Source organism: Pelagibius sp. Alg239-R121 (assembly GCF_947331435.1).
GTDB lineage: Bacteria > Pseudomonadota > Alphaproteobacteria > Kiloniellales > Kiloniellaceae > Denitrobaculum.
Genome location: NZ_CAMZOF010000003.1, coordinates 29,120 through 49,560, shown reverse-complemented (window position 1 = coordinate 49,560; position 20,441 = coordinate 29,120). Strand labels below are relative to the sequence as shown.

The following is a 20,441-nucleotide window of genomic DNA, read 5'->3' as shown; positions in this document are numbered from 1 at the left end:
AGACGATCTGTCGTTCCACTGAAGCCGCTTTAGAGGCGGCCGGCATGATCGCCACCCGGGTTCTTGTCGTCCTGTGTCCCTTTGGCCCGGACCGTGGCATCGGGTACGGCGTCACCATCTGCCTCGGGCACCGCCTGTGCGGCCTCCAAGGCTTTTACTCTGGTCCGAAGCATCTGCAGCTCATTCATCAGTCCCTCGATCGTTTTGGCGACCGGGTCAGGAATATCGCCAAGTGGCGTTCCATAGGCTGCAAAGCGCGGCTCCGAAGGGATTTTCGCCTTGGTGTCTCCGGCAATGGCAGTGTTCGTGGGAACGCGTCGCCCCGGAATACCGACGATGGTCGCACCGGCGGGAACATTGCGCGTCACGACCGCATTGGCCCCTACTTTTGCAGCCTTGCCGACGGTAACCGGTCCGAGAATCTGCGCGCCGGAGCCCACAATGACCCCGGCTTCCAACGTCGGGTGCCGCTTAGCGCCGCGTTGACTGTCGCTATCGACGCTCGGCGCAACGCCGCCCAGCGTCACCCCATGATAGAGCGTGACACCATCGCCGATTTCACTGGTCTCGCCGATCACCACACCCATGCCATGGTCGATAAACACCCTTTGGCCGATCCTGGCGCCAGGATGAATTTCGATGCCCGTCAGAAAGCGGCCGATATGCGAAACGAAGCGGCCCAGGAGGTAAAGCCGGTGCCGCCAGAGGGCGCTCGACAGCCGGTAGATCAGCACGGCCTGAAACCCTGGATAGCACAACACGACCTCCAACCAGGACCGCGCGGCCGGGTCGCGAGCCATTGCGGACTCGATCTCTCGTCTTAGACCCTTGAACATGGCTCTATCCCTCGTGCTATGATGCACGCTTGTATTCGGACAATTGGCGCGAACCAGCCGTTTGTCTGTCGGCAGACAGCATAAGGACTTGTTCTCGCGATATAGTAAATCCGACTACAGAGGTCAAGTATAGCGCTTTTGACCCCAGAAATGGATGAAACCTTGACCCAGCTCACAACTGGGTTATACCGCGCTGCCGAAGCGTGGAAGAGATTATGATGAGGAAGATCGGCTAGATGCCAGACGTGATCATAAACGGCCCCGAAGGTCGACTAGAGGGACGCTATCAGCACAACAAGTCCCCCAATGCGCCGATTGCTCTTATGCTGCAGCCGCATCCGCAGCACGGCGGCACAATGAACAACAAGGTCGTTTACACCTTATTCCACGCATTTGCGCGGCAAGGCTTTTCGGTCCTCCGTTTCAATTTCCGCGGCGTTGGCCGTTCCCAGGGTGTTTTCGACCGCGGCGAGGGTGAGCTGTCTGACGCGGCCTCCGCGCTCGACTGGCTGCAAACGATCAACGAGAACGCGTCGGCCTGCTGGATTGCCGGTTTTTCTTTCGGTGCCTGGATCGGCATGCAGCTCTTAATGCGCAGGCCTGAAATCAATGGCTTCGTATCCATTGCACCGCCGGCCAACATGCACGACTTCACCTTCTTGGCGCCCTGCCCATCGTCAGGTCTGATCTTACAAGGCGATCAGGACGATATCGTGCCCGAACCCTCGGTGGCGAAGCTGGTCGACAAACTTTCCAGTCAGCGCGGCATCGCAATCGATTATCGCGTCCTCAACGGCGCCGGACACTTTTTCGGCGATCAGATGGACGAGTTGAATACACACCTCGACGACTATCTGAACAAAACGCTCAAAGACGGAGATCAAACGGCCGTCGCCCGCTGACGCGTTGTGTCGGGGATTGGCTACAGCCTTCAGGCGGCGGTGAACATGCCGCCGCTTGCCGCTTGTTTGATCCCGGTCGTTCCAGGAAGCGAGAGCGGTAGATCCAGGCGCGAGCGGACCGCCAGATAGGCGAAAGCCTGTGCCTCGAGGGCATCACCGTCCCAGCCTACTGCCTCGACCGGTTCAACGGGCACGGCAAGCTCCCGAGACAGCATCGCCATCAGTGTGGGGTTATGACGTCCGCCACCGGTCACCAGCCAGCGCATCGGCGCTTCGGGTAATTTCGGTACCACGCGGGCGATGGCCGAGGCGGTGAAAGCCGTAAGGGTCGCGGCGCCGTCTTCCAGACTCAGCCCCGTTACGGGCGCCGGATCAAAATCATCCCGGTCCAGGGATTTCGGCAGAGGCAGTGCGAAGTAGGGATGATCCAGCATCTGTGCCAGAGTTTCAGCCCGCACCTTGCCTGTCTGCGCCAACCTGCCGCCTTCATCCATCGATTGGCCGGTGTGGCGTTCCACCCAGTCATTGATCAGGGCATTTCCCGGACCGGTATCGCAGGCAATCAGGTTTTCTTCAGTCATCTCGACACCCTGTGCCCCAGCCGCACCAATCCAGGTCACATTCGCCACACCGCCGATATTGAGGACGGCCAGCGGCTTTTCGAGATCGCGGGCCAGGGCGGCATGGAAGAGCGGTGCAAAAGGCGCACCCTGCCCGCCCAAAGATACATCCCGGCTGCGGAAATCGGCAATCACATCGATCCCGGTTTCACGGGCCAGGAGTCCGGCATCACCAATTTGCCAGGTCCGCCCCTGATCCGGCGCATGGAAAATAGTATGGCCGTGAAACCCCAGCAACGCGACCTCGCTCGCCTCGATTCCGGCCTGTTTGATCAACTGCCGGACCGCCGCCGCATGACGCAGGGTCAGTTCGCGCTCCACGGCTTCGACAGGGCTTTGGCCTCCGAGGAGTGCACGCAGCGATTCACGGAACGTATCGTCGTAGTCCAGCGTCAGGCGCGGTCCAAAAGCAAGAACCTTGTGGCCGTCGCTCTTCAGCAGCGCCGCATCGATTCCGTCCAGAGACGTACCGCTCATCAATCCGATGGTCCAGAACTTGGAAAAATCCTGCATGAAACCCTTCTTGCAACAGGTCTATTTGAGAACTTGCAGCGATTGTGTTAAATCGGCCCGCCCAGGGCAAGACATCAGGCTTCAGGTATGAAGCACACAGGTTTCAGAAGCCTTTATGCCACCGCCCGCCAACAAAAAACTTAAATGCAACGGACCATGACATCCTTGAATTCGAACTTGAAATCAGACTTTTTGCAGGAGATGACCCGCCGCGGGTTCATTCACCAGTGCACGGATACCGAGGGCCTCGATGCCCTTAGCGCAAAAAGCCCGATTGCGGCCTATATCGGGTTCGACCTGACCGCAGACTCACTGCATGTCGGGAGTCTGGTTCAGATCATGATGCTGCGCGCTCTTCAACGCGCGGGCCATAAACCAATTGTCCTGATGGGCGGCGGCACGTCGAAGGTCGGCGATCCAAGCGGTAAGGACGACCAGCGCCGCTTGCTCACAACGGAAGACATCGCGAAGAACGTAGCGGGAATCCAGCGGATCTTCGCACAATTCCTGACCTTTGGGGACGGTCCGAGCGACGCGGTCATGGTGAACAACGCAGATTGGCTCGAAAAGCTGAACTACATCGACTTTCTGCGTGATTTCGGACGGCACTTCTCCGTCAACCGCATGCTCGGCTTTGATTCCGTCAAGCTCCGCCTGGACCGGGAGCAGCCTTTGTCGTTTCTGGAGTTCAACTACATGGTTCTCCAGGCTTACGACTTCCTGGAGTTGAACCAGCGGTTCGATTGCATGCTTCAGATGGGTGGCTCCGACCAGTGGGGCAACATCGTAAACGGCGTCGATCTGACGCGCCGGATCAATCAGTCCACGGTCTACGGCCTCACGACGCCGCTGTTGACAACCTCGTCTGGCACCAAGATGGGCAAGACGGCAGACGGAGCGGTGTGGCTGAACGAAGAGCGCCTGTCCGCATACGATTACTGGCAGTTCTGGCGCAACACCGAGGATGCCGACGTCGGCCGCTTCCTACGGCTTTTCACCGAACTGCCGGAAGATGAGATCGCCCGGCTTGAAAAGTTAGACGGTTCGGAGATCAACGACGCCAAGAAAGTGCTGGCCGCCGAAGCAACGGCGCTTTGCCGTGGTCGCGATCAGGCTGAAAAGGCCATGGAAACTGCCCGAAAGACCTTCGAGGAAGGCGTGCTCGCCTCGGACCTGCCGACCACCGAGATTCAACGCAGCCTGCTCGATGCCGGCATCCCTGCCTACGAACTCCTGCGTCAGGTCGGACTGGCCGCCAGCAACGGCGAGGCACGCCGGCTGATTAAGGGCGGCGGCGGGCGAATCAACGATGTCGCCATACCGAGCGAAAATCACACCATCGGCTTGAGCGATCTCAACGCCGAGGGCGTCGTGAAGCTCTCAGCTGGCAAGAAACGGCATGCTCTGGTGAAAGCGGTCTGATCCTGTCAAACCGCTTTCAATGTCTTAGAGCGTAATCGTCTAGATTAGATCCGTCGTCCCGGCGAATACTCCCTAGCCACATGAGAGAGAGCGGGTCGGGGCTTATTATTTCTTTAAATACTGGCGTCCGGTTTGAGTGTTGGACCCAACGGGTGAACCTTCGCCCTGAAAGGATGTACGGCCCGCTCGCGCCAGGTTCGGAAGTTCGTCAAGGTCAAGCCAGATACCCGAAGGGCTAAAAACCCGCCTCTTCTGCCTACACGATCGTCAGCATGAATATCAGCTTTCGGTTGGGAAGCCCGTCGTTCAACAGCACGCTTTTTGCCCCAGACAGCAGGCCCGAATATCCGGATGACTGCCACAGCAGTCGTCCAACAGGAAAGAGATGAGGCCGCCGAGGCGATCGAAATTTGCCCGGTAGATAATTTTGCGCGACTGGCGTTCAGACGAGATCACGCCTGCTTGTTCCAGTGTCGACAGATGAAACGAGGCCCGCGAGGAAGTCGCTCCGACTTGCTTGCCCACATCGCCGGCTGCAGCGCCTTGCTCCCCGCATCCGACCAGATACCTGACAATCCTAATCCGGGTTTCCTGCGACAGCGCTCCGAGCATGTCGAGGGCTTGTTTTTCTTTCATATCTCAATATCTCTTGAAATGTTGAATTATAGATATCATACTCTCTCTACAGGCTGCCGATCAAGCCGAGACAACGGATTGAGAAACGAGGATTCCCCCCATGAAAGTCGTTAGTTTTAAGATTTGCCCCTTTGTCCAACGCGTCACGGCGTTGCTTGAAGCTAAAAGCATCGACTACGAGCTCGAGTTCATCAGCCTGAGCGACAAACCGCAGTGGTTTCTCGATATCTCGCCAAACGGTCAGGTTCCAGTGTTGATCACGGATGAAGGCAAAACGCTCTTTGAAAGCGATGCGATCGTCGAATACATCGAGGAAGCCTATCCCCCGCTTCAGTCTGGCATCACGCTTGAAGAGAAGGCAGCAAACCGGGCGTGGAGCTATCTGGCGTCGAAGAATTATCTGGTTCAATGCAGCGCACAGCGCAGTCCTGACGAAGACGTTTTAAAGGAACGGAGTGCGAAGCTGGGAAAGGCTTTCGACCGAATCGAAAAACAGCTCGGCGACACGCCGTTCTTCAGCGGAGATAAGATCGGCATGGTAGACATCGCCTGGCTGACATTGCTGCATCGCACGGATATTGTGAACAAACACTCGTGCTACGATTTCGTCGGCGACCGTCCCAAAATGAAGAAGTGGCGACAAGAACTCCTGAAGACCGGGCTCGCAGAAAAATCCGTTTCGGCTGATTTTGTGGAAGCTTTCTCCGCATTTTACCTGTCAGATGAAACCTACCTCGGCCGCGGCTGTCGCGTCGTAGACGGTTCCTTCAGTGAAGCCTGTGCAACGGACAGCTGCTGCTAAACCCGAGCGGGAGTCTGACCACATGAGCGGCTATGGGTTAAATGAGTTTCTGGCGGAGACCCAAACGGTAATCGCGCAAGCAGGAGAGCCCGCCGACTGTGTTGAAGCGGTGGCGCCGCTTCTGCACCGTCTAATCAACGGATCGAGGGACTTCCTGAAGCCCGAGCATTTTCAGAGCAAACCGGACTGCTATGCGCGTAACGCCATTCACGTCGATGCTGACGGCGGGTTCTCGCTTTATTCCCTGGTCTGGTTGCCGGGCCAGTGGACCCCGATCCATGATCACGGCACATGGGGAGTCGTCGGCGTCGTTCAGGGAGTGCTGGAGGAACGCAACCTGATCCGTGTCGATCCCGATCAAACCCGCGACACCGGAATCGACCTGCGCCGTGGAGGGCCGATTCTCCTGGGTGAGGGCACGGTCACCACCTTCGTTCCCAACCCCGACCACATCCACAAAACCGGCGTACCGGAAGACCGCGAGCAGACCGTCAGCCTGCATCTGTACGGCCGTGCCATGAACTCCTTCCACGTCTACGACGTTACTGAAGGCACCCGAGAGCGGATCGACGTATTTCACAACGAGAGTTGAGAGCAGCCCGCCTCTCTCACGACAGCCAATGCCCGTTTTGAGTTGGAGCCCCTTATTCCAGCTGCTTCGAGAAAAATTCTTCCGGCCCTTCCACTTCGATCAACCGGTTACGGTCGATCTGCCAGAACCTTGTACCAACCGTCCGTACGAATGTTCGATCATGACTTACCAGTAATGCGGTCGCGTTGTGCTCCAGTATCTCATACTCGAGTGCTTCTTGGCCTTCGATATCAAGATGGTTCGTCGGTTCATCCAAAATATAGAAATTTGGTTTTGCCAATCGCAACAACAGCATCGCGAGACGGCTCCTTTGTCCTCCTGAAAGGGTCGAGATCGAACGCTCTTGAACATCAATGCCGGCACCTGCACCGGCCAGCAGCGCTCGCGCACTGCGGTCACCAACCTCGGAGCTGCCGGTAACCGCGTCCATGGGCGAAGAAAACCTGTCTAGCTGTGACAGAGTCTGATCCGAAACGCCGGGCACGACCGATGGTGCGACACGGATACCTGATTGATCTCTTTGCAAGGCGTTGATCACACGGGTCAAAAGCAGAGTTTTGCCGCTGCCATTTGACCCAAGCACAACGACGCGGTCGCCCCGGTTGATCCAGAGTGGCCCGACGCGGAACAAGGACTGCCCATCGGGGATCGTGATCTCCGATTCCTCGATTGCGACAAGCGCTTTGGCGTGCGTCCCCGAGTTGGCCAGGCGGATTTTTCCGGCGGAGCGCTCGCTAAATGCCGGACGCGCGGACTCTTCGATCTTCTCCGCCCGGACCTTCAACTGCTTGGTTTTGTTCAGCAGTAGATCCGAACCTGAGTTAAAGCCAATATTCTTGAGTTTTGCCGCCTGCCGCCGCAGTTGGTTGGCTTTGGCGATCTCGTTCTCAAACTGGCGTGCAGCTGCAACATCCATTTCGTCTAAAGCGTCCCGAGCCTTGCTGTAGGCCAAAGCAAACGAATGCGACTGCTCGGCCCGCAGGAAGAAAGTCCGGTTCGTCACCGCATCAAGAAATGAGCGATCGTGACTCGCCACAAGAAAGGGCGTACCGCGCGCAACAGTGCTCAGCCAGTGTTGCAGAATGCCGATGCGGTTTAGGTCCAGATGGTTGGTCGGCTCATCCATCAAGAGGACATCGGGTTCAGTCACCCAAACCCGCGCCAGCAATGCAATGCGTTGCCAACCGCCGGATAATGCCCCGAGCGCTGTCTGCCGCGGTTCAGGCGGGATCTTTAACTGATCAAGCGCGACATCAACGCGCCAGCTTTCATGCTCAACCTGATCGCTAGCGAGGGCGGAAAGTACGGAGTCGTACATGGACATAGCCAGCAGTGCTTCGGGCACGTCCTGAGACACAAGTCCGATCCGCAGTCCACGGACAGTTGTGATTTCACCTTGGGTCGTATCGGCCTCTCCAGAGACGACACGAAGCAAGGTGGACTTTCCACGGCCATTGGCAGCCACAAGGCCGATCCTGTCGCCTTTGCCGATCGTCAGGTTGAGATTGGAGAACAGCGGGGTCGCAAGGGTTACGCCGAGATTGCGCAGGTTGATCAAGGTCATGTGTCACGTCTTTCGATCCAAAATGCTCAGCCAAACAGGCTGCCATCGGGGCAGATCGTCGTGACGTGAATGTCCTTCGATCAGCCCTACAAACGAATTTGCAGGGCGGAGACAGGGCCGCGTGTTCTGTATCGTTCGATATTCATCCGACCCTCCCTTGGTTCGGTTAGACACACAATTCTTAATGCGCCTGATGAGAAAGGTCAACTTGGCAGGATTTCTTGGGCGCAATCTGAAGAGCCCTTCAGAGCCTTGAAGAACCACTCTGATACAACGGCTTCATAACGCAGGCTCAAGCTCCAAACATGGCGAGTTCTGCCTTTAAAACCGGACTGTTCTTCAAAAGTTCAGTGAATAACAACCAAGCTTTAGGGCTGATGTCTCTCGTCGGGGAGCGCCGTCACTTCGCCTTCTCCTTCAAAGAGCCCGCGCAGGAAACCGGGAGTCAAAGCCGACAGGGGGTTGACCGAAACCTCGGGTTCTTCAAAGGGACCGCCGACACCATAGGTTACGCCCAGAACACCGCCACCTTCGCCACCCGTCAGGATCGTCCCCAGCAAGGGAATTTTGCCGAGAACCCGGTTGACCGTATAGGCCGGAATAACGGTCCCCTTGATGTCGAATCTCCTGGCGTCCACATCGACCTGTCCTTTAGCGGTCAGGCCTATCGCGGCGCCGTAGGCGCGGATCATCTCGGAGCTTGCAACGCCATCGTTGAGCACGAAGTCACCAATCAGCCGCTCGAATTCGATCCCGTCGCCGGACAGAGTATCCAGCACACCTGTCAGCGACCCAAAAGTCAGCACCTTGGCAAGAACGGGCGCGTTCACGACACGGTAGTCGCGCGCCTGCAGGCTCGCTTTGATGGGAAAGGCCGGTGAAGGCCCGTCACTTTCACCTCGAACTTCCAGAACGCCGCCCTCGATGGTATCGAGAATATTCATGACCCGCAGCGCCGCCCCCATATCGTTGGTTTTGGCCCGCAGGCTGTGCTTGCTTCCGATCAGTGGGCGGAAATCTATACTCACCCGTTTTTTATCGTCCGCCGGATTGCCTTGGGGCGCGGCTTCCGCAGTATTGGTATCCGTCTTCGTGTCTTCAGACGCCTCCCCGGCGACCCGGGGCGTCCAGAAACGCTCAGGAATCTCGCCGTCGAGGGCGATCCGCTCCCATCCGGCCGTCGACTGTTGCAGAGAAAAAGTCACCGCCTCCAGATACTGATCTTCTCCGAACAGTAGCGTATCCAATGTCCTTGTCGTGATGGAAAAGGCATCGCGAGGCTCTTCCGTCGTGTTCTGAGGAGCCTGATTTTGCCCTGACTGACCTTGTGCTGAAGCCTTGGCGGGATCCCGGGCTAGGTAAGGCTGCGCGTCAACAGTTCCGCCACCGATGGAAACGGCGACCTCTCCCGGAAGCCGTCGCAGATGCACAGCGGTCACCGCCGTGCGGCCAAAACGCAGGCTATCGGCAAAGATCTCCGAGATATCCCGGCCCGCATCATCCATCAAGACATTGCCGGTCGCAGTAAGGTCGCCCGCAGTCAGTTCGACATTCTTGATACGGGTCGCCCGATCGTCGACCAGTTCGACGACGGCCCGAATTTCACCGGTTTTACCGGGGTCTTTTGCCCACAAAAGCGGCTCGACCGCGACTTTCGCAGCCTCGAGGTTGGCAACCAATTGAACTTCGTCTGGCAAATTCCTACGCGCCGTGTAAATGACAGAGGCCGACACGGGACCATCCAGATAAGGGAGAAAATCAAATCCCAACCGCTCACGTCCCGCATTGTCAATTGAGGGAACGAGGGCCTTGATAACGCTGCCGGTCGGCAGCTTAGAGTCAAAAGGTTCGAACCAATCCAACGTTCCCGCAACCCCACCGAGTTCGACCGGCCCCTTCAACTGCATCTGTGCGTGGGTGAGATCCAGTTCCAGCTGTCCTCTGGTCGCGTCCTGCCCGAACAACACCTGCTTGACTGCCGCATCCTGAACCTGTGCTTTGGCAGACAAAACAATATCGTCAAAATCCAGGGCGGCGATCAGTGGAAAATCGAAGCTGAGTTCCGTGGTAGCGGACCCGCCGGTGTCCTCGGGATTAATCCCCAGATTGTCGATCAGCTTCAGCCGCTCGTGATTGAGCAACAAGAGAGCGTCCCGGACCGGTCCGGTTACGAGACTGCGGATCGCCATCGTTTCAGGGCCATCTCGGTCGAATCCTTCGATCCTTACGTCAGTGGGATGAACGATCAGATCTCCGAGCCGTCCTCCGGCAGGCTGAAAGTGCATACCGGAAGCATCGAAGCTGGCGGTACCATGAACACCAGAAATCGGCGGCATCGGCCGCAAGAAATGGATGTCGAGGCCGCGGTACTTCATACTGCCTTTGACGGAATGGACGACAACGGCTTCGAGGTCGTCTTCCGGCACAGAGGCCGAAACTTCCACCTTCGCGTATTCGGCGATCCCCCGGCGAACATTTTCCAAAACCCACTCGCGGGCGTTGGGACTTGCGATCGGCGGCCAGTAACGGCCAAGATCGTCCGCTTTGACGTTCGAGGTTTCGACACTGCCCGAAGCCTCGAAGATGCCGTCACGGACCTGTAAGTCTCCGGCAAAGTTGATTTCGGGCCCAACGTCATCTTCCGACCCCAGTTGCAAGCTGCCGCTGTCGACAACAAGTTCCTGTGTTGGACCGTCAAACCGGCCTTTGATCTCCATTCCCCTGACCGGAAGGGGATCCGGCAGAAGTCCGGCAACTGCGAGGTCGCCGGCCCCGAGAGTCAGTGTAAAGCGCAGAAAGTCGACACGGCCACCCAAGCTCATCGATGCAGACACACTGGCGCCCAGTGACGCAGAAAACCCGCTCAAGGGCCGAAGTTCCGATGCCGCAGGCGCAATCGCGGCAGGCGAGAGATTCCCGAGCGTCGCAGCCAGGTCGAGCGTATCAACGGATTTATCGTACAGAAATGCGCCATTCAGCGTCGCACGCTCTGATCCGGTCTGCAGGGACAGGTCGACCTCGCCGGCAAGACCGGCAGTATCACGCCGAAGGGAGACGTTCGCGTCAGGCGCATACCACAGCATGCCCGAACGCCGGTCATCCAGATGTATCGTACCGCCGACGATCCGGACTTCGCGGAGAAACGCCAGCGGATGATCGGGATCCGGTTGCGACATCAGCTCATTCAGCGCCCGTTCGAGCGCTGCGGAACTTCCCGAAACGTCGTCTTCGTCCTGAGGCTTGGCAGCCCCAACCCCAATGTCGGTTTCATCGGAGATGGCTTCGCCGCCGAGGAAAAAACGCCCGTCAACATCGCGTACCAGATAGATTCGTGCACCTTTGACCTCGACCTCGGTCGGCGCAAAGGTGCCCTGAGCCAGGGCACGCAGACTCAGTTCAACGCCAACATCCGGAAAACTCGCGACGACGACACCTTCGGCATCCCGCGCCACGGCCCGGCGCACGCGAACTTCGACCGCTCTCTGGCTTGGGTTCCAGGCCAAAAGCGTTTCCGCAACCTCGACGCTGGCGTCCTCTTCGAAGCCGCCCAATGCCTCTTCCACGTAGGGCACCAGGAAGTCGATAGCGACAGGGCCTTCTGTCAAACGCCAGAAAACGATGCCGACCAGCAGCGCGGCACCGGCGATCAATCCGATACAGCATTCGACGGCAAGGATGCCAAATCTTCGCATTTCTCCGGAAACTTCCTCTATGACCCCTGCCGCATGCTTGACCCGCCGCGCAGGGTCTCGCAGTCTTCCGGAAAGCCGGAATTGAGAGACAATGCAGTACTTAGATCAAATTTCAAAAAACCAACTGCCTAAACCACGCAACGCCGAACGAGTGGCGTTGGGTCAGAATCTTTGGACCGAACAGGTTGAAAGGCTGGAAGATCCTGCTCTCAAAAGCCTTGCGGAAGCGCTTCCAGCCTCGGATTCCGGAAAGCCCCTCCTCGACGCGGTTTTCGCAAACAGCCCTTTCCTGACACATGCTCTAACCTCAGATATTGGGACCTTTTTCTCAGTTTTAACCCACGGCCCTTCAAAGGTTCTAAGCGAGCTTTTAGACGGCCTCAAGAACGATCTCTCCACAACGGCGACACTCGCCAGCCTTTCCGAGGGCTTGCGCGTGTCGCGGCGGCGTATGGCGTTGGTCACGGCCCTCGCCGACCTCTGTGGCTTCTGGAACGATAAAGAAGTCGTCGAGGCCTTGTCCGATTTTGCAGATGCGTCTCTTTCAGCCGCGATCGGCCACCTGCTGCGTGCGGCCCATCAACGTGGTGAGCTGCAGCTGCCAAATCCCGACGAGCCTGAGAAGGACTGCGGTTACGTTGTCCTGGCCATGGGTAAGCTGGGGGCCGGTGAGCTCAACTATTCGTCCGATATCGACCTCGTGGTGCTGTTCGACCGGGATAAGGTCGACTACCTCCATCACCGCGGCCCTCAGGAAGGCTACGTGCGCCTCACGCAAGAGCTTGTTCGCCTGTTGCAGGATCGCACGAAGGACGGCTACGTCTTTCGAACGGATTTGCGCCTGCGGCCCGACCCAAGTGCCACACCGCTCGCGATCTCCCTGCAAGCCGCACTGACCTACTACGAAAGCCTGGGGAAAAACTGGGAACGGGCAGCGATGATCAAGGCCCGGCCCTGCGCGGGTGATCTGGCCCTCGGCGAGATGTTTCTGCGCGAGCTGCACCCCTTCGTCTGGCGCAAGCATCTCGATTTCGCGGCCATTCAGGAAATCCACGGCATCAAGCGGCAGATCAACGCCCATAAAGGCAGCGATGCCATCGCCCTGCTCGGCCACAACGTGAAACTTGGGCGCGGTGGTATCCGGGAAATAGAGTTTTTTGCCCAGACCCAACAGATGATCTGGGGTGGTCGGGATGTTCGCCTGCGTAACGCGAAAACCGTGGCAACCTTAAAAGACCTCGTCGAGACCGGACATCTGGATCAGGAAGCCTCCGAGCAGCTCACGACCGCCTACTGGTTCCTGCGCCGTGTCGAGCATCGGCTGCAGATGGTTGACGACCAGCAGACTCATAACCTGCCCAAGGACGAGGAAGGTCTAGCCGAGATCGGCGCCTTCATGGGCTATGACGATAGCCAGGCCTTTCGGGATGATCTCCTCAAGCAGCTTCGTTGCGTCGAGGAACACTATGCGCGCCTGTTTGAAGACGACACGGCCCAGAAATCCGACGTCAGCCTGATCGTTACCGAGGGAGAGCCCAGTGAGGCAGTTCTCGAAACCCTGGAAAACATGGGTTTCAGTGACGGCTCCAAGGTCTTTCACCTAATACGCGGTTGGCAGCATGGCCGTTACCGCGCCACGCGGTCGCCACGCGCCCAACGCATCCTTGGGGAACTTCTGCCATCGTTGCTAAGGGCCTTAGGCGAGACGGCGCAGCCGGACTTCGCACTGACCAAGTTCGATAGCTTCCTTGGCGGGTTACCGGCAGGCGTTCAACTCTTTTCCATGCTCAGCGCAAACCCTACGCTCCTTGGTCTGATCGCGGAAATCATGGGAGGCGCACCGGTTTTGGCCGACCGCTTGAGTCAGAATAGCGGCCTGTTGGATGCAGTTCTGACGCCCGGTTTCTTCGATCCTGCGCCGGATGTCGAAGTCCTTGAGGCGGATCTGAAGGCCACCCTTGGACGGGCACGGGACTTCGAGGATGTTCTCGACCTTTCGCGACGCTGGGCCAACGACCACCGTTTCCAGATTGGCGTCCATATTCTGCGCCATACTGGCGACGCACAGGAAACCGGCGAATCCTTAAGCAATGTCGCGGACGCCATCGTTCGCGGCCTCTATCACCCGGTTCTCGAGGAACTTGCGGTCCGGCACGGTCGCCTGAACGGGCCCGATATGGCGGTTATTTCAATGGGACGGCTCGGCGCGCAGGAAATGACGGTGTCGTCGGATCTGGATCTGCTGTGCCTCTACGACCCCCCGCCCGACGGCACGGAATCCGACGGCGCCCGCCCACTTGATCCCGGTGTGTACTTTGTCCGCTTTACACAGCGCCTGATCAACGCCTTAACCGCCCCGACGGGCGAAGGAAGGCTCTACGAGGTCGATATGCGGCTGCGCCCCTCCGGCAATGCGGGCCCGGTGGCCTCGTCCCTGTCCGGTTTTGTCAAGTATCAGGAATCGAGTGCCTGGACCTGGGAGCACATGGCATTGACGCGGGCGCGGGTGATTATTGGGGATTCCGCACTTAAGGGACGTTTTGAGACCGCAGTTCGCAAGATTCTCTGCCAAAAGCGCGATCCGGTGAAGCTTCTGTGCGACGTTGCGGAGATGCGTGAACGAATCGAGCGTGAACGCAGGGCAAAATCGCCATGGGACAGCAAGCACTTCCGCGGTGGATTAGTGGATATCGAGTTTCTCGTGCAGTACCTGCAACTCAGACACGCCGCCGATTTCCCGGAGATTCTATCACCCTCCAGCCAGACAAGCTTTGCCAAGTGCAGCGAGGCCGGGATCCTGTCTGCCAAGGATGCCGGGCAACTGATCGCCACCCACCGGCTGCTTCGGGAGATTCAGGGTCTCCTGCGGCTGACGGTCGGCGATTCATTCGAGGAGGAAACCGCGTCCGACGATCTTAAAATCGCTCTGTGCAGAGCAACGGGCTTTGAGGATTTCCAGTCATTGAAGAAGGCGATGATCGAGCAGACCGATGCCTGCTACGAGATCTACCAGGAAATTATCGGCCGTCCTTACGCTAAGCTCGAGACGTAGTTTGGTTAACCGCGTCGTTCGCCACCATCAATCCCGTTTCAACTGGATCCCGTTCCAGCGCGGCGGACTGATCGTCCGGGCGTAGTCGCTAAACATAATATTGAAACTAATGCTGATCCGCTCGCCCTGACTCGGATTTGGCGGCACTGAATGCCCCAGCCAGGAGGGGAAGATGATCAAGGTGCCGGCGTCGACCTTGACGTTCTGAAACAGGCTGTTGAATTTGTTCAGCTTCTTGAACTTCGGCTCAAGAACATCGCGCTGCTGACGCGGATCGTGATAGCAGATCGTGCCCGCCCCGGCCGGCATCTGAACATAGTAAACCCCGCTCAGATAGTTGTTGGCGTGGGTATGGGGCGGATGCGGCGCGCCCGGCGGATTGATGTTCGCCCAGCAACCGGTGATCTCGAAGGTCTCGTAATCCACCTCCATGGTGTCGAGAACCGACTTCGAGGCATGGGTGAAGATCTTCACCAGCTCCGCGAATTCGGGAAAGTGATGCAAATCCTGAGAAGACTGCCAGGACTGGCCCGGCGCGATCGCCGGCAAGGGTTTCATACGCTTGTCCAGGCCGGCCAGAATCTCCTGGTTCAGACGCGCGGCATCTTCGGCCTTCAGGGCGTGCAGCCAGACATGAGTCGGAAAGATCGGTTGTGCGATAGCCTGTTCAAACATGGAGGCGCTGTCTTTTTCGAAAAGGGTTACAACATCGGACAGATCAGTTTGCCGGACGAAACGACGAAACTCTGCCGGGGCCAACCTAGATCAAAGCCCCGCGCCTTGTCATCTGCTGCATCCGGTTGCCATCGCAGAAGTGATCTGGCACGGTCCGCCCTGATCGGCGGCGCGATTGAAAAGGCTGCAGCCGATAGGATTCACTCTTCGAGAAGACCCGCGCATTATGCAAGAAGAACACAGCAGCAGCTGCGATATTCCGTCCCTCGTCCAACTGCTCGAGCTGCGCAACCGCATTGGCTTCGTCTATGGCAGCGAAGACATCTCAATGCTGTTCTATTCCCTGATCCGACGCGAGCAGCCACTGAACGTGGTCGAGCTCGGTACCGGCTTAGGCGTGACCGCTTTCTGGATGGCCCAGGCGGTCAAGGAAGTCGGCAAGGGCCACGTCTGGACCATCGATGACGGCAGCCAGTGGCTCGACAGAAACCAGTTCCGGCACTCGATCGCCCCGTTGATGTCGTCGGAAAGCTTCCGTGTGATCGACGACCCGGATTTGGATTATCCCACCTTCGTCAACCGCCTGACATCGATTCTTGCCCTTGAACGCCACATGACCTTTCTGCACGACCGTGTCGATATGGAGAGCGAAGAGGGTTTCACGGCAGCGCGATATCCGTTCCTGGAGCAGCCGATCGATCTGGTGTTTCTGGACATCAACCGCAAGCCCAGCGACATTCTGGATGCCCTTTATTTCCTGCTTCCGCATATGTCGGAGTTTGCCTCGATCTTCATCGATTCGGCATCGACCAGCCTCACCAGCTATCTGTTTCTGGAAAACCTGATCACCCAGTTAAACCACAGCAAAGTGCCGCGCCGGTTCCTGGTCGGGAAATCACCGGAAATGCGTCAAAAGCTGACCGATCTGGTGTCCCAGCGCCGCTTTACGCTTGTCCACCTCGTCGAAAAGGTAAAGCGCGCGCAGAACAGTACGGCCTGGATCAAGATCGAAGCGAACGACTACGTGCCTCATCCCAACGCTCTGATGAAATGGGTCTAGGTTGAGGATGATCCGCTCTGCAGCGGAATTCCGCTCCAGCGCGGCGGGCTGATCGTTTTGGCGTAATCGGAAAACATTACGTTGAAGCTAATGCTGATTCGCTCATCCTGACCCGTGTTCGTCGGCACGGAGTGTTTGAGCCAGGACGGAAAGATGATCAGGGTGCCCGCTTCGACCGCCACCTGCTGAACCACGATGTTGAACTGGTTGGTCTCTTCGAACCTGGGCTGAATGATATCGCGCTGATCGCGTGGATCCTGAAAGCAGATGGCGCCGGTGCCGGGTGGTGTCTGAACGTAATAAACGCCACTCAGGAAGTTATTGGCGTGGGTATGCATGGCGTGTGACGCGCCGGATCCTGCGATATTGGCCCAGCAGCCGGTGATTTCGAAAGCTTCGTACTTCACGCGCATGGTATCGAGAACGGCACGGGACGCGTGATTAAAAATCCCTACAAGCTCGGCAAACTCGGGAAAACAATGCAGATTCTGGGACGATTGGCGGCTACCGCCCCTTGGTTCCGCCGAGGCGCAGCCCATCATACGTGAAAGGGACCCCACCGCAGACTTATTGATCCGCTTCGCCTCTTGGTCTTTCAGACAGTGAATCCAGATGTGCGTCGGGAAAAGAGGTTGAGCAATCGCTTTTTCGAACATGTACTTTCCAATAGCGAATATAACTTCGTAAAAAAATCGGGCTGAAAAAAATCGTTTGCCAAAATTGACATTCAGCAGCTCGTGCAAGTTTCTCCTTGAACGATGAAAATGACAAGCCTTGCGTCCCTATCCCTCAAAGCCGTCTTAATCTCTCAATCCAGGCAGCTATTTGTGAAACTGGCTATTGACCCGAGCGCATTCGCAAACAATTTTTGTAGCTTCCTAAACATCCAGCAGAAAAACAGGGAGAAATGCGATGGTCGAGGTCGGACAAAAGGCGCCGGAATTCAAGATGAGCACGGACGGTGCCGGAGATGTCAGCCTCAAGGGCCTGAAAGGCAAAAAGATTGTGCTGTACTTCTACCCGAAGGACGACACGCCCGGCTGTACAACGGAGGCCTGCGGTTTTCGCGATTCCTTGCCGGACTTTACCAGCGTCGATGCCGAGATCGTCGGCGTTTCCAAGGATACCGTCGCCAAACACGATAAGTTCAAGGCCAAGCACGAACTCAACTTTGCACTAGGGTCCGACGAGGACGGCAGCGTTTGCGAGGCCTACGGCACCTGGGTGGAAAAATCCATGTACGGCAGAAAATATATGGGGATCGAACGCGCGACCTTCCTGATCGATGAAAAGGGCGTCATTCGGAATATCTGGCGGAAAGTAAAGGTCAAGGGCCACGTCGACGAAGTTCTCGCCGCAACCCAGGCCCTATAGGGTCGGTTGGGTTTCATGACCGAACCAACCAGCCTGAGTGCGGCAGCGGTCGCCGTTCTCTCGGCGGCCGATCCGATAGAAAAGGTGAGATTATCCCGCGCTACGGCGGCGCTCTGGCGCAGCGGCGAGCTCAGCGGTATCGGAAACGCACTCCCTCCATCCAGGCCCCAGCGGCCGGAAAGACCACCCCTGATGGCGCCCCGCGATGTGCCGAAACGTAAGATCAATCAGGGCACCAAAGGCAGGGTTGCCCTTCTGCACGCCTTGGCACACATCGAACTGAACGCAATCGACCTGGCCTGGGACATCATTGCGCGTTTTACCGGCGAGGACCTGCCCAAAGCCTTTTATGATGGCTGGGTTAAGGTCGGTGACGAGGAAGCCAAACATTTCGATCTACTGGCACAGCGCCTGTCGGAGCTGGAAGCAGCCTACGGGGACCTGCCAGCCCATGACGGACTCTGGCAGGCGGCCGAAGAGACGGCACACGATCTTTTGGCGCGGCTCGCGATCGTGCCCATGGTCTTGGAAGCGCGAGGCCTGGACGTCACGCCAGGCATGATCGCGAAACTGAGCGCCGTCGGCGACGCACAAAGTGCTGCAATCCTGCAGATCATCTATGACGAAGAAATCGGCCACGTAGCCTGCGGCAAGCATTGGTTCGACTATTTGTGCAAGCGTCAGCAGCGAGTGCCTCAGAAGGCGTGGCGCGAACTGGTCCAGCGCCATTTTCGCGGTGCTCTGAAGCCGCCTTTCAACGAGCCGGCCCGCAGTGCCGCCGGCATTCCGGCCGATTTCTATCTCGCTCTTGAGCTGGATCGTAACCCAGAGTCGCTGAACAGGCCCTAGTCCACCACACTAGATTCGCGCCAGCAACCTCAAGCCATGCAATTTCAGCATCGGGGGTAGAATTTGCCGCTCGCAGAGGCATCCGATATATCGAAGCGATGACAGAAAGCCTGCCCCTCAAGACGCATGACGCAGCCGTGCAGCCCGCAACCCGGTTTTTAGGATTGACCGAACGGCAAATTGCATTCGTCCTGCTGGCGCTTGCGCCGGCATTTTTCTGCAGCAATATGCTGGTGGCCCGGGCCACACACGACCTGATCCCACCGGTCGCCCTCGCGTTCTGGCGCTGGGCAGTCACATTTGTTCTGCTTTCGCCGATTACCTTTGCCGTGCTCTGGCGGCATCGCGCGGCATTGCGGCGTGAATGGCTGGACCTGTTAATCCTTGGTGGACTTGGCATGGGCGTTTGCGGCGCCTTTGTCTATATCGGTGCAGACAGCACGACAGCTACGAACATAGGCCTGATCTACGCGGCCTCTCCAATCCTGATCGTCCTCTTTGCGCGGTTGTTTTACGGCGAAGCTCTCTCCGGCCTGCAGGCGCTCGGGGTGGTCGTCTGCCTGATCGGCGTCTTGGCAATTGTCTGTAAAGGCGACCCGAATATCCTGCTTGAGCTGCGATTCGTTGTGGGTGATCTCTGGATTGCGACTGCCGCAACGGCCTGGGCAGTTTATTCGCTGCTCTTAAGGCACCGGGACAGCGGTCTTCCGATGATTGCCCGGTTCGCCGCGATAACGGCGGGCGGCTTGATTATCATGATTCCCTTTTACCTTGGGGAAATGGCGGCGGGCGATCTCACGACGTGGAATCTCTCCACTCTCGCCACCATTCTGTTCCTCGCGCTGGTGCCGTCCTGCGGAGCGTATCTCTCCTACGCTAAGATACAGCGGACCCTGGGCGCAGGACCGACGTCTCTGCTGATGTATCTGATCCCGCTCTATAACGGGGTTCTGGCCTTTTTCCTGCTCGACGAGACGCTTGAATTCTATCACCTGATCGGCGCCGCCATGGTGCTGCCCGGAATCTATCTGGCAACCCGTAAAGCCCGGTCCTGAGCGCCCGCGTCAACGAAAGCGCCCAGGATCGTCTGTTCAAATCGCCTTATACCAAGGAGCGTTGGTATTAGCAGGCTTCCTGCGTGTTTTGATGCCGAAGCTCAGCAGCACGCTGTTTTCGACGGCAAACTGTTCCCAGAGCGAGCATTGCAACGCCGAACAAGAGCAGCGTTGATGGCTCGTCAATCTCTGCTGGAGAACCTGAAGCCAGCGAGAAAACAGCAAAAGTATTGTTGTCGAGTATTGTAAGGTCAAAGGCTGGCGATGCGTTCGAAACGAACACACGCTCTGTACCATCCGAACTCAGATTTTCTGCGACCACTGCGTCAAAGGCAGAACGCCTGAGGCTGTAAGGAATCACTGAAAAGCATGTGACCAAACTCTCGCAACCCTGTGTTAGTTCCGTCCTGGAACCGAAAAGGCCCTCGACTGTATCAAGAAAGACTTGTTCAAGAAGCGCTGTACCAGCCGCGAACGCGCTGTCGAAATCGGTGAAGGTGAAATTTGATGCAGCGTCAGTGCAACCCGAATAGATATCGATGCAGGTACCATCCACAAAAGACACATCGTAGAGCGTTCCCTGAACATCGACGTTTTGAGCACCAATCAGTTGGCCGTTGGAGGTATTCAAGATTACCGCAGCCTGTGCCGCGTGGGAGAGCAAGCCAATCGTAGCCATGGCAAACACCCCGCCGAACACAAGCGAGTAGATTTTCCTCACAATGCATACTCCTTATCTATGGTTTTATTAAGCGCGTACTTTTTTTGGTGAGGTGAGCGTTAGATGCTCCTCTCTA

At 57.5% G+C, this 20,441-nt stretch carries 17 protein-coding genes; 9 read left to right on the top strand and 8 right to left on the bottom strand.

Going from position 1 to position 20,441, the window contains the following annotated elements; translation table 11 throughout:
- Positions 1-29: 29 nt before the first annotated feature.
- Positions 30-836: a serine O-acetyltransferase EpsC gene (gene epsC / locus QMZ18_RS10695; protein ID WP_282606287.1), complete on the bottom strand. Its 807-nt coding sequence runs from the start codon at positions 834-836 to the stop codon at positions 30-32.
- A 236-nt stretch (positions 837-1,072) separates the two neighbouring features.
- Between epsC and QMZ18_RS10690 the strand changes: the two genes are divergently transcribed.
- Positions 1,073-1,738 carry an alpha/beta hydrolase gene (locus tag QMZ18_RS10690; protein ID WP_282606286.1) on the top strand — a complete coding sequence of 222 codons (666 nt, stop codon included), beginning with the start codon at positions 1,073-1,075 and terminating at the stop codon, positions 1,736-1,738.
- A 29-nt stretch (positions 1,739-1,767) separates the two neighbouring features.
- Here QMZ18_RS10690 and QMZ18_RS10685 read toward each other — a convergent pair whose 3' ends face one another.
- Positions 1,768-2,871, bottom strand: coding sequence for an anhydro-N-acetylmuramic acid kinase (locus QMZ18_RS10685; RefSeq protein WP_282606285.1), 1,104 nt, complete (start codon positions 2,869-2,871; stop codon positions 1,768-1,770).
- Between the two features lie 156 nt (positions 2,872-3,027).
- Here QMZ18_RS10685 and tyrS point away from each other — a divergent pair, with 156 nt between their 5' ends.
- Positions 3,028-4,293 carry a tyrosine--tRNA ligase gene (tyrS, locus tag QMZ18_RS10680; protein WP_282606284.1) on the top strand — a complete coding sequence of 422 codons (1,266 nt, stop codon included), beginning with the start codon at positions 3,028-3,030 and terminating at the stop codon, positions 4,291-4,293.
- 306 nt (positions 4,294-4,599) lie between these two features.
- Here the strand turns inward: tyrS and QMZ18_RS10675 are convergent, their stop codons facing one another.
- Positions 4,600-4,929: a helix-turn-helix transcriptional regulator gene (locus QMZ18_RS10675; protein WP_282606283.1), complete on the bottom strand. Its 330-nt coding sequence runs from the start codon at positions 4,927-4,929 to the stop codon at positions 4,600-4,602.
- 100 nt (positions 4,930-5,029) lie between these two features.
- Between QMZ18_RS10675 and QMZ18_RS10670 the strand changes: the two genes are divergently transcribed.
- Entirely contained in the window at positions 5,030-5,731 is a 702-nt protein-coding gene (locus tag QMZ18_RS10670; protein ID WP_282606282.1) for a glutathione S-transferase family protein, read from the top strand.
- A 22-nt stretch (positions 5,732-5,753) separates the two neighbouring features.
- Positions 5,754-6,323 carry a hypothetical protein gene (locus tag QMZ18_RS10665; RefSeq protein WP_282606281.1) on the top strand — a complete coding sequence of 190 codons (570 nt, stop codon included), beginning with the start codon at positions 5,754-5,756 and terminating at the stop codon, positions 6,321-6,323.
- A gap of 52 nt (positions 6,324-6,375) precedes the next feature.
- Here QMZ18_RS10665 and QMZ18_RS10660 read toward each other — a convergent pair whose 3' ends face one another.
- Positions 6,376-7,887, bottom strand: a complete 1,512-nt coding sequence (locus tag QMZ18_RS10660) for an ATP-binding cassette domain-containing protein (RefSeq protein WP_282606280.1) — start codon at positions 7,885-7,887, stop codon at positions 6,376-6,378.
- Between the two features lie 368 nt (positions 7,888-8,255).
- Positions 8,256-11,579: an AsmA-like C-terminal domain-containing protein gene (locus tag QMZ18_RS10655; RefSeq protein WP_282606279.1), complete on the bottom strand. Its 3,324-nt coding sequence runs from the start codon at positions 11,577-11,579 to the stop codon at positions 8,256-8,258.
- A gap of 91 nt (positions 11,580-11,670) precedes the next feature.
- On the opposite strand from QMZ18_RS10655, the gene QMZ18_RS10650 reads away from it, so the two are divergent.
- Positions 11,671-14,631, top strand: coding sequence for a bifunctional [glutamine synthetase] adenylyltransferase/[glutamine synthetase]-adenylyl-L-tyrosine phosphorylase (locus QMZ18_RS10650; RefSeq protein WP_282606278.1), 2,961 nt, complete (start codon positions 11,671-11,673; stop codon positions 14,629-14,631).
- Positions 14,632-14,658: 27 nt separating this feature from the next.
- On the opposite strand, the gene QMZ18_RS10645 is transcribed toward QMZ18_RS10650, so the two are convergent.
- Complete coding sequence (locus QMZ18_RS10645) at positions 14,659-15,306, bottom strand: TIGR02466 family protein (protein WP_282606277.1); 648 nt, start codon at positions 15,304-15,306, stop codon at positions 14,659-14,661.
- A 226-nt stretch (positions 15,307-15,532) separates the two neighbouring features.
- Here QMZ18_RS10645 and QMZ18_RS10640 point away from each other — a divergent pair, with 226 nt between their 5' ends.
- Positions 15,533-16,366 carry a class I SAM-dependent methyltransferase gene (locus tag QMZ18_RS10640; protein ID WP_282606276.1) on the top strand — a complete coding sequence of 278 codons (834 nt, stop codon included), beginning with the start codon at positions 15,533-15,535 and terminating at the stop codon, positions 16,364-16,366.
- Here QMZ18_RS10640 and QMZ18_RS10635 read toward each other — a convergent pair.
- Positions 16,363-17,022 (bottom strand): TIGR02466 family protein, encoded by a 660-nt coding sequence (locus QMZ18_RS10635; protein ID WP_282606275.1) that lies wholly within the window; start codon positions 17,020-17,022, stop codon positions 16,363-16,365. The two genes, QMZ18_RS10640 and QMZ18_RS10635, sit on opposite strands and share 4 nt — an antisense overlap.
- Before the next feature lie 256 nt (positions 17,023-17,278).
- Here QMZ18_RS10635 and bcp point away from each other — a divergent pair, with 256 nt between their 5' ends.
- The 3 genes from bcp (at position 17,279) to QMZ18_RS10620 (ending at position 19,644) form a co-directional block, all read left to right on the top strand.
- A complete protein-coding gene (gene bcp / locus QMZ18_RS10630; RefSeq protein WP_282606274.1) occupies positions 17,279-17,740 on the top strand; it encodes a thioredoxin-dependent thiol peroxidase in 462 nt (153 codons plus the stop codon).
- A gap of 15 nt (positions 17,741-17,755) precedes the next feature.
- A complete protein-coding gene (locus tag QMZ18_RS10625; protein WP_282606273.1) occupies positions 17,756-18,589 on the top strand; it encodes a ferritin-like domain-containing protein in 834 nt (277 codons plus the stop codon).
- Between the two features lie 98 nt (positions 18,590-18,687).
- Complete coding sequence (locus QMZ18_RS10620; RefSeq protein ID WP_282606272.1) at positions 18,688-19,644, top strand: DMT family transporter; 957 nt, start codon at positions 18,688-18,690, stop codon at positions 19,642-19,644.
- Between the two features lie 67 nt (positions 19,645-19,711).
- Here the strand turns inward: QMZ18_RS10620 and QMZ18_RS10615 are convergent, their stop codons facing one another.
- Positions 19,712-20,365: a PEP-CTERM sorting domain-containing protein gene (locus tag QMZ18_RS10615; protein ID WP_282606271.1), complete on the bottom strand. Its 654-nt coding sequence runs from the start codon at positions 20,363-20,365 to the stop codon at positions 19,712-19,714.
- Between the last annotated feature and the right edge of the window lie 76 nt (positions 20,366-20,441).